The 12,824-nt window shown below is 37.0% G+C and carries 11 protein-coding genes; 4 read left to right on the top strand and 7 right to left on the bottom strand.

From position 1 onward, the window contains the following. Positions 1 to 140 precede the first annotated feature (140 nt). The 4 genes from THEXY_RS02815 to hprK are packed head-to-tail and all read right to left on the bottom strand — an operon-like array spanning position 141 to position 4,279. The gene (locus THEXY_RS02815) at positions 141 to 1,613 is read right to left on the bottom strand and encodes a long-chain-fatty-acid--CoA ligase (RefSeq protein WP_013787337.1); all 1,473 of its coding nucleotides are present in this window, start codon (positions 1,611 to 1,613) and stop codon (positions 141 to 143) included. A 16-nt stretch (positions 1,614 to 1,629) separates the two neighbouring features. After that, a complete protein-coding gene (locus THEXY_RS02810) occupies positions 1,630 to 2,565 on the bottom strand; it encodes an ROK family protein (protein ID WP_013787336.1) in 936 nt (311 codons plus the stop codon). 18 nt (positions 2,566 to 2,583) lie between these two features. Further along, positions 2,584 to 3,306, bottom strand: coding sequence for a phosphatase (locus THEXY_RS02805; protein WP_013787335.1), 723 nt, complete (start codon positions 3,304 to 3,306; stop codon positions 2,584 to 2,586). Positions 3,307 to 3,364: 58 nt separating this feature from the next. Next, positions 3,365 to 4,279: an HPr(Ser) kinase/phosphatase gene (gene hprK / locus THEXY_RS02800; RefSeq protein WP_013787334.1), complete on the bottom strand. Its 915-nt coding sequence runs from the start codon at positions 4,277 to 4,279 to the stop codon at positions 3,365 to 3,367. Positions 4,280 to 4,433: 154 nt separating this feature from the next. Between hprK and THEXY_RS02795 the strand changes: the two genes are divergently transcribed. The 4 genes from THEXY_RS02795 to THEXY_RS02780 all read left to right on the top strand — a co-directional run bounded on the left by THEXY_RS02795 (position 4,434) and on the right by THEXY_RS02780 (position 8,256). Further along, on the top strand, positions 4,434 to 5,414 hold the full coding sequence (locus THEXY_RS02795; protein ID WP_013787333.1) for a biotin--[acetyl-CoA-carboxylase] ligase: 981 nt from the start codon (positions 4,434 to 4,436) through the stop codon (positions 5,412 to 5,414). A 140-nt stretch (positions 5,415 to 5,554) separates the two neighbouring features. Then, positions 5,555 to 6,592, top strand: coding sequence for an ABC transporter substrate-binding protein (locus THEXY_RS02790; protein ID WP_013787332.1), 1,038 nt, complete (start codon positions 5,555 to 5,557; stop codon positions 6,590 to 6,592). Between the two features lie 22 nt (positions 6,593 to 6,614). After that, entirely contained in the window at positions 6,615 to 7,448 is an 834-nt protein-coding gene (locus THEXY_RS02785; RefSeq protein WP_013787331.1) for an ABC transporter permease, read from the top strand. 37 nt (positions 7,449 to 7,485) lie between these two features. Further along, complete coding sequence (locus tag THEXY_RS02780) at positions 7,486 to 8,256, top strand: ABC transporter ATP-binding protein (RefSeq protein ID WP_013787330.1); 771 nt, start codon at positions 7,486 to 7,488, stop codon at positions 8,254 to 8,256. Positions 8,257 to 8,291: 35 nt separating this feature from the next. Here THEXY_RS02780 and uvrC read toward each other — a convergent pair whose 3' ends face one another. From uvrC to THEXY_RS02765, 3 genes are read right to left on the bottom strand one after another with little or no spacing between them, the layout of a single operon-like run. Next, positions 8,292 to 10,145, bottom strand: a complete 1,854-nt coding sequence (gene uvrC / locus THEXY_RS02775; RefSeq protein ID WP_041592188.1) for an excinuclease ABC subunit UvrC — start codon at positions 10,143 to 10,145, stop codon at positions 8,292 to 8,294. Between the two features lie 35 nt (positions 10,146 to 10,180). Continuing rightward, positions 10,181 to 11,608 (bottom strand): peptidoglycan D,D-transpeptidase FtsI family protein, encoded by a 1,428-nt coding sequence (locus THEXY_RS02770; protein ID WP_013787328.1) that lies wholly within the window; start codon positions 11,606 to 11,608, stop codon positions 10,181 to 10,183. Then, positions 11,580 to 12,824: an FtsW/RodA/SpoVE family cell cycle protein gene (locus THEXY_RS02765; RefSeq protein ID WP_013787327.1), complete on the bottom strand. Its 1,245-nt coding sequence runs from the start codon at positions 12,822 to 12,824 to the stop codon at positions 11,580 to 11,582. The genes THEXY_RS02770 and THEXY_RS02765 overlap by 29 nt, the downstream gene beginning before the upstream one ends.

The raw sequence follows: 12,824 nt of genomic DNA, 5'->3' as shown, positions 1-12,824 counted from the left end.
TCAATTTCAATAAACACTTTTAATTTTATATTTCCAGTAATTTAATGCATCTACCTTCAAATAACTTTTGTTTGCTTCAACTTTTGAGCAGTTCAAACTTGTCCTAAAAACAAAAACCACGCTCATGACGTGGCTTTTGTTCATTTAAGCAACTTCTTTAACACCTTCCCAGTTGGACTCTTAGGAAGTTCATTGACAAACTCAAATATCTTAGGAATTTTATACTTTGCCAATTTATCATGCAAGAAGTTTTGAAGCTCTTTTCTGTCTGCAGTCATTCCATCTTCCAACACAATAAATGCCTTTACTTCCTCACCCTTATATTTATCACCAACTCCGATGACTGCTGCTTCTCTTACTGCAGGGTGCTCCATAAGGGCTTCTTCTACTTCTCTGGGATATACATTAAATCCTCCCAATATAATCATGTCTTTAAGTCTATCAACTATATAATAATAGCCATCTTCGTCTTTTTTTGCAACATCACCTGTATGAAGCCATCCATTTCGCAAAACCTTTTCTGTCTCCTCTGGCATATTGTGATATCCTACCATTATGTTGGAACCTTTTAAAATAAGCTCACCTACTTCACCAACTGGCACTTCATTGTTGTATTCGTCTACTATTTTAGCTTCATTGCACGGAAGAGGTAGCCCTATGGAGCCTGGCTTCCTTATTTCATCAACTCCAAGGGGATTCAACATCGCTACAGGCGCAGCTTCTGACAATCCATATCCTTCAACAAGCGGAAAATTAAACTTTTCTTCAAATCCCCTTTGCACTTCTGGCGCTAATGGCGCACCGCCTGAGATAGCAAGCCTTAATGCTTTAAACTGTCCTTTTTCTACCATTCTAATCAAAAATGCAAAAATAGATGGGACACCGCAAAATACAGTTATATCTTCATTTAAAAGCGTCTCCAACGTATCCTTTGGCATGAAGTTGTCTTTAATAGTTACTGTGCTGCCAAGATATAATGCAAATAGCACATTTACAGTCCATGAAAAGCTGTGGAAAAGCGGCAACACGCATAGAAAATTATCATCTGGGCCTAAATCAGATATTTCATCCATCGCCACTACATCAGCTTCAAAATTTCTATGTGTAAGCATAGCACCTTTTGGCTTGCCAGTTGTCCCTGACGTATATAGGTATGTGCAAACTTCATCATCATCTATCTCAACTTGCTTAAAATCATCGTGTTCCATAATTTTTTTCTTTGTGTCATCGCTTAAAACTACTATGTTTTTTAGATTCAGCTTTCCAAAAGCTGATATATCCACATTTTTAAGAACGACAGGATGCACCACAATAGTATCCGCTTCAGATTCTTTGACAACGTACTGGATTTCTTCCATCGTGTACATGAGGTTTAAAGGAATAGTAACAGCTCCAGCCTTTGCAGAACCTAAATACGAAAAAACAAATTCCGGGCAATTTGGCATGCTAAGTATTACTTTATCCCCTTTTTTGACGCCTAAAGATTGAAGATACGCTGCATAACTATTTACATACTTTGGCAAATCGCCGTATGTTATAGTTTCACCTTTAAATTTTATCGCAACGTGATCTTTTAAACCTGCGTTTTTCTCAAAAAACTCATAAATCTTCACATTAAAACCCCTTTTCTTAAAGAATTGCTGCGCCTATTATTCCAGCATCATTTCCAAGCTCTGCTTTTCTAATGTCAGCATAAGGCAGATCTTTAAAAAGTATGTTTTTGCTTACTTCTTCTTTAAGCGGCTTTAAAAGGAAATCACCAGCATTAGCAACACCGCCACCTATTATGACTACTTCTGGATCAAGTATGTTTATGATATTGACAATTCCTATTGCTAGATACTTTACGTAATCATTAAATATAAGCATTGCTGTTTCATCAAATTGCCTTGCAGCATCAATTACGTTTTTAGCCGTTATGGACTCAATCTCTCCGCCTGCCAATTTGAGTATAAGAGAATCGCTGTTTTTCATGACAGCCTTTTTGCCTTCTCTGATTAATGCCGTTGCAGACGCAAAAGTCTCAAGACATCCTACTTTACCGCAATTGCACAAAACCCCATTGTCTCCAATCACAATGTGCCCCAGCTCAGGAGCAAAATGGTGCGAACCGTTAAACACTTTGCCATTTAATATAAATCCGGAACCTACACCTGTGCCCAAAGTTATAGTAACAGATGAGTTTGTACCTCTTCCAGCTCCAAATACACCTTCCGCAAGCGCTGCTACATTTGCGTCATTGTCCATGTTTATAGGCACATCGATGTATTTATGTATTTCCTTTACTAATGGCACCTTTGTCCAATATAAATTCACAGCTCTTAAGACAATACCTTTTTCGTTATCAGCAACACCAGGAACACCAATACCCATCGACTCAATTTGAGATACGTCAAGCCCACACCTTTTCACAAGTTCCAGCGAAATTTCAGCAATGTCTTTAGCAATAGCAGCATAACCTCTTTTAGGCTCTGCAGGTCTCGATCCTGTCGCTACTATTTTCCCATCCATGTCGACTAACCCAACAGCTATGTTTGTTCCTCCTATATCAACGCCAATTCTCATATTACACTCCTCCTTAACTCAATTTCTAAGTTTTCCCTTTGACTTTAAATACGCTTTAAACTTACCTACATCTGTATTTAAAATATTTTCCTCTCCAATATTTGCGCTTTCAATTACTTCCACTGCCTTGTCAAATCTTCCTACATCAAACGATATATGTGCATCGCTTCCAACACAGATCTTCACATTTTTCACCGAAGCTTTTTTGGCTATTAAAAGGCAATTGTCATAACTTCCAACTCTGGAAGACACAAAAGAACTGTTGTTTATCTCTATACACGTATCGTATTCCAATGCCGCTTCTATTACTTTATCGATATCAATTTCAAACAAAGGATTGCCAGGATGGCCAATGATATCTACATAAGGGTTTTTCATCGCATTGATGATAGCTTCCGTATTTGATTCTACATCCCTGTAAGGAAAACACACATCGTGAAGACTGGCAATAACGACATCCAACTTCTTCAAGATTTCATCTGGAACATCGAGATTTCCATCTCTATCGATTATGTTTGCTTCAACACCTCTTAGTATTTCAACGCCATATATCTCCCTCGGCATGACTTTTAAATTGCCAAAGTGAAAAATATGTGGTCCACCAGGCATTTTAGGCCCATGATCGGTCATGCAGATAAGTTCAAGACCTTTTTCAGATGCTCCTTTGGCATTTTCCATTATTGTACTATAAGCATGTCCACTTGCTACCGTATGTGTATGTGTATCAAGTAAAAGATTCATCAGGCTTTACATCCTTTCGAATATAAAAATTTAAAACAATCACTACAACAATTATATTTTATGTGGAAATCTGTTTCAACAATTTTTTATTAAGCTCATGAGCAGCGTTATAGCCCATTTGCTTTTGCCTGTGATTCATGGCTGCCACTTCCACTATTATGGCAAGATTTCGCCCCGGTCTTACAGGTATAGTCAGCTTTGGAACTTTTATGTCTAAAAACTTTATGTAATCGTCATCAAGCCCCAGCCTATCATAGTACTTATCCTCATCCCACTCCTCCAGTTGTATCACCAAGTCGATGTTCATGTTGTCCCTTACTGAACCGACACCGTAAAGTGTCTTTATATCAAGTATTCCTATTCCTCTTATCTCTATATAATGCCGTATTATATCAGGTGAACTTCCTTGTAAGACGTAATCGCTAATTTTCCTTATCTCCGTTGCATCATCAGCCACAAGCCTATGACCTCTTTTTATAAGCTCAAGGGCTGTCTCGCTTTTTCCTATACCGCTTTCTCCCAATAAAAGCACACCAACGCCATACACATCTACAAGATCTCCATGAATAGTAATCTGCGGTGCCAATTTTTCTTCCAAATAATTAATGAGTCTGCTTATGAATTTTGTAGATGATTCCTTCGTCCTTAATAGATAACGACCATGTTTTTGTGCCGCATCTACGATTTCCCTTTTTATATTCAATCCCCTTGTGACAATTACACAAGGCACAGGGTATTCAAAAAATTTATCAGCCCTTTCTGCTAACAAATCAAGAGGCATTCCGTCTATAAAAGCTGTTTCTACCATCCCTATGACTTGAACTCTCTCTTTAGCAAAATGCTCATAAAATCCTGAAAATTGAAGACCCGGTCTGTTTACATCACTTGTGGTTATATCGATCTTTTCCTTAGCTTCTACTATAACTTCTAAGCTCAGATCTTTAATTAAATCCTCAACAGATACACTTAACAAATCTATTACCTCCTAACCGGCACTGCTGACCTTTACATTAATTATATTATTTTATATCAAATATGTAAATAAATTACCTTATAAACAAAACTATTTGTTGCAAATTATTTTTCTTGTATAATAGACTTGAATCTAAAATTGAGGGTGAGTAGCTTTGCTAAAAAATGATGTTTTATCGATTTTGAAATCAAATAAAGGAAAATACACATCAGGTCAAGATTTGTGCTACAAGTTAAATGTTTCAAGGACAGCAGTGTGGAAGTGCATAAATGAGTTGAAGTCAGACGGTTACATCATAGATTCCAAACACAAATCAGGATACATTCTGATGGAAGAACCTGATATCATAAATTACACTGAAATATCTCCAAATCTAAAGACTGATTTTATAGGAAGAAACTATCTGTACTTCGATACAATATCATCTACAAATGACTATGCAAAAGAAATAGCTTCAGATTCCCCTGATGGAACGACAATCGTTGCAGAAGAACAGACATCTGGAAGAGGCCGCATGGGTAGACTCTGGGTTTCTTACAAAAAGCAAGGTATATGGATGTCTATTATACTTAAACCAGATATAGCACCTAATGACGCAGTTAAGCTGACACAAGTTGCAGCAGTATCATTAGTAGACGCAATAAAAGAAACAGCAAATTTGACATCTTACATAAAGTGGCCAAATGACATAATCGTAAATGGCAAAAAGGTTTGTGGAATCCTGACAGAAATGAATGGCGAATTAGATAAAATAAATTTTATAGTAGTAGGCATAGGAGTAAATGTCAATGTTGACAGTTTTCCAGTTGATTTGCAGGATAAAGCTACATCTCTCTCCATTGAGGCTTCGAAAAAAATAGATAGAAAACTTTTAACAGCATCTATACTAAACAATTTTGAAAAATATTATCGTACATTCCTTGATGAGGGATTTTTGAATATTAGAAATCTGTGCAAAGAATACTCTTTGACATTAGAAAAAGATGTAAAAGCCATTATGAACAACAAGGAATATGTAGGACGAGCTATTGACATAGACAATGACGGTAATCTCATCGTCATGTTTAAAAACGGCGAAAAAAAAGCGATAACATCTGGTGAAGTGTCGATAAGAGGTCTGACTGATTACATCTGATATATTTTCAAATATACGCATTACACACTGAAGAATCAATTGTGTTTAGTCGAATTTATTAACATTTGATAGAACCTTTTATTTATTTGTTGAATAAGATAAAGTAAAACTTATTCCAAATAAATAGAAGGAGGCGCAACATGAAAAAAATTCTTTCATTTCTTTTTATACTTTTATTTATCATCTCTATAAGCGGCTGTGGGAAAGAGCAAAAAAGCACAGCCGTAAACAAGATAGAAACTGTAAGAGTAGCATTTGATGATTCCCCGTCTGAATCAGGTATAATTTTAGCTGACAAATTAGGCTTTTTCGCAAAACAAGGTATAAAAATCGAATACGTAAAATTTAATTCAGGTGCTGATGAACTTTCAGCAATGGCATCAAACCAAGTTGATGTAAGCAGAGGAATAATAAACGCAGGACTTTTCAATGCTTGGAATAGCGGCATAGATATAAAGCTTGTAGCAGATGGAGGACATAATATACCAGGAAAAGGTTACTTCCAAATAGCTTTAAAAAAAGGATTGGGGCAAAAAGTCAAAGACTTTAAAGATTTAAAGGGTTTAAGAATAGCAATAGCATCTACAGGATCAATAAACGAACTTTTTGTTCAAAAGGCATTAGAAAAAGGCGGTTTAACTGACAAGGATATAACATTTGTTGTTGTGGATTCATTCCCAGATATGCTAACCGCCGTCGCCAATGGAAGCGCAGATGCAGCTATGGAAATAGAGCCTCTCATAACTAAAGGTGTAGAAGAAAACATACTTGAATGGTGGAAAGACCCTGATGAATACATTAAAGGCGAAGAAATATCTGTTTTAATGTACAGCCCAAATTTCTCCAAAAACAAAGATTTGGGCAACAGGTTTATGATTGCTTATCTACAAGGCGTTAGAGCATACAACGATGCATTTATAACAGGCAATAAAGACCAAGACAAGATAATAAGAATACTCACAAAATACACGTTTGTAAACACACCAGAAACATTTAAAAAGATGAAGCCACCAGGACTTGACCCAAATGGTCACGTATTAAAACAAGGTGTTTTAAATGATCTAAATTGGTACATGAGCAAAGGAATGGTTAAAAAAGCACCTGATGTCAATAAATTTGTAGATGACTCGTACGTTGAAAATGCATTAAAAGTTTTAGGACCATATAAAAGTCCATAATCTGGCATAAGGGGTGATTCGCTTGAACAGCACAAATGTATTAGAAAAAAGCAGCGCAAAAACAAGTGTAAAAAACAAAAAAGATAAAAAACTCAAAGACGAAGCAAAATCCAATAAGTTTATACAGCAGATAATCTCTCCCATAGCCATTTTAATCCTTTGGGAAATATTGGCTGATTTAAGGTTGATTGACACCAGATTTTTCCCTGCTCCGTCTATGATATTTCACTCGTTTATAAATCTTTTAACAACAGGTATACTCTTAAACGATCTGTCTGTAAGTCTTTTTAGAATCATCGGGGGATTTATAGTAGGAGCTGTACCTGGGCTTATAATCGGGCTTACAATGGGGCTTTTCCCCATAATCAGAAATATATTAGACCCTATTGTAGCTGCCACATATCCTATACCAAAATTAGCTTTAATGCCACTTATCATGATAATGTTTGGACTTAACGACTTAGAAAAAATAGTCGTCATCGCAATAGGCACTTTTTTCATCGTCCTTATGAATACAGCAGCAGGTGTAATAAATTTAGATAAAATATACATGGATGTAGCCAGAAACTATGGAGCATCGAAAAAAGACTACTACTTGACAGTTGCCCTTCCCGGAGCACTGCCGATGATATTTACCGGGTTGAAGCTTGGCATGGGAATGGCTCTCCTACTCATAGTAGCTGCCGAAATGAACGGTGCAAGCTCAGGCATAGGGTATAGAATATGGGAATCCTACAATATATTTGATATACCTGCCATGTTCGTTTCCTTCATAATCATGTCAATATTAGGATACGTATTTACAATTATTCTGGATTTAATAGAAAAATTGATAATTCCTTGGAAGCACAGCTAGCGCATCAAACCAATTTCAATAAAGATGGTGATAAATTATGAAAGATGTTAAAGTTGAATTAAAAGATCTGACAAAAAAGTTCAAAATCAAGAAAAATATCGTAACTGCTTTTGAAGACATTTCTTTGCAAATCAAAGAAGGTGAATTTTGGTGCTTCATAGGTCCCAGCGGATGTGGAAAAACGACACTATTGCGCGTATTAGCAGGACTTGAAGCTCCCACAGACGGGACAATTTACATTAAGCATGTAGATGACAGCAAGCCTCTTAACTCCATGGTCTTTCAAGAACACGCCATATTTCCATGGATGGATGTAAAAAACAATATCGCTTATGGTCTTAAAATGAGAAAGATAAAGCCTAATCAAATAAATGATATAGTAGACTTCTATATAGACAAGATGGGTCTTACTCCTTTCAAACACGCTTATCCACACCAACTATCAGGTGGCATGAAGCAGAGAGTTTCCATCGCCAGGGCATTTGCCAATGATCCAGAAATACTGCTTATGGATGAACCTTTTGCAAACTTAGATGAACAAAATAGGGTTCTCCTTCAGCAGGAACTTCTAAAAATATGGGAAAAAAGCGGAAAAACAGTCATATTCGTCACCCACAGCATAGACGAAGCTATATTCCTATCAGATAAAATAATGCTTATGACCAGACATCCTGGTAAAATAAAAAACATCTACGATATAGACATAAAAAGGCCAAGGATAATCGAAGAAATAAGATCATCACCGCAGTATGCAGATATATTTCAGGATATCTGGCTAAACTTGCGCCAAGAGGTATCATATTCTTAATGATGCCTCTTTTGTTATAATGTTTTTAATTTCGCTTATCCATGGCTTCTAAAATAATCATATACGGCATTAGCAGCTTTCTCGTTCATTCCTTCAACTTTTTTAAGTTCATCGACTGTTGCATTTTTAATGCCATCAATTGTCTTAAAAGCATTATACAATGCTTTCATTCGCTTTTCACCAATGCCTGGTATATTTAAGAGATCGCTTCGTAACTTTTTACTTTTTGTATCTTTATGGAATGTAATAGCAAATCTGTGGGCTTCATTTTGAATTTCAGCCACAAGCCTAAAAGCCCTGCCTGTCATAGGCATATCTATTTCTCCATCAGGTGAAACTAATCCTCTTGTCCTGTGTTTTGAATCTTTTACCATACCATACACAGGAATCTCAACATTTAATTGTTGTAGCGCTTCTATTACTGTCTTGACATGCCCCAGTCCACCATCAACAAGAATGAGATCTGGCATAATGTGAAACTTAGCCTTATCCTCTTTAAGTTCACCAGTCTCAATCTGCTTTTGCTCTTTAAGCCCATGAGATATTCTCCTTGAAATGGCCTCTCTCATGCTGCCGTAATCATCTTGTCCCTCCACCGTCTTTATGATAAACTTTCTATAGGACGATTTATGAGGTTTTCCATCTACAAATACAACCATCGATGCTACATTATCGGTTCCCCTTATATTTGATATGTCAAAAGCCTCAATTCTCTCGGCATAGTCAATTCCTACAAGGTTAGATAACTCTGATACAGAATCATTTTTATGTCTTTCCATCTTTAAGCTTACGTCATTTTTTAAAGCTTCAAGGGCATTCTCATATACCATATCTACCAGTTCTTTCTTCTTACCCCTTGATGGAACGACGATAGACACTTTATTTCCACGCTTTTCAGAAAGCCATTCCACCAAAACATCCTTTTCTTCCATGTCCACATCCAATATGATCTCTTTTGGCACATACGGTGCACCGTCATAAAATTGCTTTATAAAAGATGCCATAATATCGCTTCTATCCATGTCATCAGTATTTTTCATAAAATAATGCTCTCTGCCGCTTACTTTTCCATCTCTTATAAAAAACACTTGAATGCAAGCATCTTCTGCACTTCGTGCCATAGATATTACATCTTGATCTTCTAAAGATGCAGAAATTATTTTCTGCTTCTCTGATGTCTTCTCAATTCCGTATATTTGATCTCTTAATTTTGCAGCCTTCTCAAACTCCATGTTTTCCGCTGCCTTTTCCATCTCTTCCTTTAGCTTTTTAAGCAGCACATCCCGCTTGCCTTCTAAGAACATCAAGACATCATCTGTCAGTTTTTTGTATTCCTCTTTTGTTATACGGCCTGTACACGGCGCTGAGCACAATCCGATATGATAATACAGACATTCTCTTCCTTTGCCCATATCTCTCTCTATGTTTCTGTTGCATGACCTTAAAGGAAACATATGTCTTAAAAGTTTTATCGTCTCCCTTACCGCAAACGCGCTGCTGTAAGGTCCAAAATACTTAGCGCCATCCATATCAACCTTCCTGGTAAAGACGATCCTTGGATAGTCTTCATTTACAGTTATCTTTATATAAGGGTAGTTTTTATCGTCTTTAAGCAGTATGTTGTACTTAGGCTTATGCTTTTTTATTAAGTTGCATTCCAATATTAGGGCTTCCAATTCTGTATCTGTCACAATGTACTCAAAATCTGCAACATGCTTTACCATTGTTCTAACTTTTGGAAGCTGATTTGCCTGATTTTGAAAATACTGCCTTACGCGGTTTTTTAAGATGACAGCCTTTCCAACGTAAATTATCTTGCCGCTTAAGTCTTTCATTATATAGACGCCTGGTTTGTCAGGCAATAATTTTAATTTTTCTTCAATGTTTATCATATCATCACCTTAAATGGTATATTTACACTATATCAATAGCCTAAATACGCCTTCATGATTTCTCTGGCAATAGGCGCAGCAGTAGCTCCACCAGCGCCGCCATTTTCTATGATCACTGAGACGACGATCTTTGGATCGTCAGCAGGTGCAAATCCTACAAACCAAGCATGTGCTTGCCCATGTGGATTTTCTGCGGTACCTGTTTTGCCTGCAACAGTAATCCCTGATATCTGCGCAGCCGTACCTGTACCTTGCTGCACAACACCTATCATAAGTTGTTTTATTTTATCAGCTACATCTTTTGTTATCGGATTTAGATATTTTTCGGGTGTCGTCTTTTCTAATATCTCTCCGGTGACTGGATTTTTGACGTAATCCATAAGATATGGTTTCATTATAACTCCACCGTTTGCAGGTGCCGAAGCCATCAAAGCCATCGTAAGCGGCGTCACTAAAATCTTGCCTTGCCCAATGGAACTTTCTGCTAATTGGACCTTTCCGTTTATTAACGGAATTGATGGAAACTGATTCTTTTCAACAGGTATGTCAAATGGAACGCTGTCATTTAATCCATACTTGTTGGCCATCGCTTCTAAATTCGAACGTCCCAATTGAAGTCCTATTTTTACAAAAGAGGTATTGGAAGAAACGTAAAATGCCTTTTGAAACCCTATAGTCCCATAAGCTATGTTGTCATAGTTTGTAATCTTATTCCCATCAACTGTTACATACCCTACATCGTTAAATGTTTGATTGTAAATATCCGGTTTGTACGTCAAAGCAGCAGAAGCCGTTATGATTTTAAATATTGAACCTGGAGGGTACAATCCCTGTGTAGCCCTATTTAAGACGACGTGATCAGGGCTATTCATCACACTGCTCCAGTTTTCGCTTAAAGTATTTGGATCGTAGGATGGTGACGATACTAACGCCAACACTGCACCTGTTTTTGGATCTAAAGCCACTACAGCACCTTTTTTGCCTCCTAATAAGCTATACGCCAAATCCTGCAGTCTTTTATCTACAGTCAATACCACATCATCGCCAACCTGACTTTTGCCTAAGACAGTCTCTCTTAAAAAAGTCATAGGATCTGTATTGATCATTCCCAACAGCTCTCTGTCGTACGTGTTTTCTATGCCTGTACTGCCTTGTTGATATATCCTCCTGCTGTATCCGATTATATCTGCAAAAGGCACCCCATCAGGATACTGCCTAATTTGTTCTCCATTTACAATAGTGCTTTTTGCCAGGACATTGCCATTTCTATCGTAAATACTGCCTCTTAAAATCTTTTTTTCCTGTTCAATCAGCCTTTTGTTATAGACGCTGTATGAACTTGTGATAAGTTTATTCTTTTCATATAATTGAAAGTAAGAAAGATACGCTATGAGGCTAAAAAAAAGAATTGAAAAGACGGCAAAAAGTATTTTAATGTTGCGGTTCATACTGTTCAACATCCTCATCCTCTCTTACTGCGATGCCGTTTAACATGCCCAATGTTATAAAGCTCATTACCATTGAGCTTCCGCCGTAGCTTACAAAAGGAAGTGTCACACCTGTCAATGGTATGAATTTTATGACGCCGCCTATTATTGTAAAAACTTGTAAACTGAATATACTGGTAAGTCCTATAGCAATCAAAGCGCCAAACTCATCTTTAGCGTCAAGAGCGACTTTTATACCTCTGTACATTATCACAAAGTAGACCAAGATTATAGCAACAGCACCCAACATTCCAAACTCTTCACTGATGGCTGAAAAAATAAAATCGCTGGCCACAACCGGAATATATTCGGGATGACCCATGCCAAGACCAGTGCCAAAAAAGCCTCCTGCACCTATTGCAAAGAGAGACTGGGCAATTTGGTATGTCTTTCCAGGTACATCCATCCACGGATTTAGCCATGCCTGTATTCTAACGCGAACATGGTTAAAAAGAAAGTACGAAATAACGCCTCCAATTCCTAAAAAAGCTACACCTACGCCTGTGTAAAATACACTTGAAGTTGCCACAAATATCATGAACATCGTTGTGAGGTAAAACAGTAGCGCAGTACCAAGGTCTTTTTCAATCACCAAAATTCCTACAATCAAAATTGTTATTGCGCCTATTTTTATTATGTCGTTTGTGGTCTTATGGTCTTTTAAATACCTTGCAAGGTATATTATATAAATTATCTTAACCACTTCAGATGGCTGTACTGAAACGGAACCAAACGTAAGCCAGTTTTTAGATCCACCTATTTCCTTTCCAAATATAAATGTGGAAAACAACAATATAAAGGATATTGCTAAGTACACGTAGTCTCCGTACTTAACCTTGTAAAAAAAGTCATAATGGAGAGAAGCGTATGATGAAGCAAAGTACAAAATAAAGCCTATAAATATCCAAGCAATTTGCTTCAATATCAAATCAGGCGCCACTCTGTATATCATTATGAGGCCCATCTCTGCCAAGAAAGAGCTTAGTATAATAAGCTGAATTTCTCCCATCGGAAAAAGCCTAACATGCAAATAATAAACAATGTAAATAAGCGGCAAAAAGGCTATCGTAAAGTAAATCGTATCAAACCCTTTAGGCTTATGATATATAAAAAGTAGCATAAAGGCGATTACAAATATCAAAAAAACATCTTTCATAGCCTTCGAGCCAGTCTTAACATACTCTTCCAT

This window comes from Thermoanaerobacterium xylanolyticum LX-11, assembly GCF_000189775.2.
Classification (GTDB): domain Bacteria; phylum Bacillota; class Thermoanaerobacteria; order Thermoanaerobacterales; family Thermoanaerobacteraceae; genus Thermoanaerobacterium; species Thermoanaerobacterium thermosulfurigenes.
This window is presented reverse-complemented; position numbering and strand designations above follow the sequence as displayed.

Coding starts and splice junctions, on each gene's coding strand:
- THEXY_RS02805 (WP_013787335.1), bottom strand. CDS start 3,306: ATGAATCTTTTACTTGATACACATACACATACGGTAGCAAGTGGACAT.
- THEXY_RS02780 (WP_013787330.1), top strand. CDS start 7,486: ATGAAAGATGTTAAAGTTGAATTAAAAGATCTGACAAAAAAGTTCAAA.
- THEXY_RS02810 (WP_013787336.1), bottom strand. CDS start 2,565: ATGAGAATTGGCGTTGATATAGGAGGAACAAACATAGCTGTTGGGTTA.
- THEXY_RS02770 (WP_013787328.1), bottom strand. CDS start 11,608: ATGTTGAACAGTATGAACCGCAACATTAAAATACTTTTTGCCGTCTTT.
- THEXY_RS02790 (WP_013787332.1), top strand. CDS start 5,555: ATGAAAAAAATTCTTTCATTTCTTTTTATACTTTTATTTATCATCTCT.
- THEXY_RS02765 (WP_013787327.1), bottom strand. CDS start 12,824: ATGGAAGAGTATGTTAAGACTGGCTCGAAGGCTATGAAAGATGTTTTT.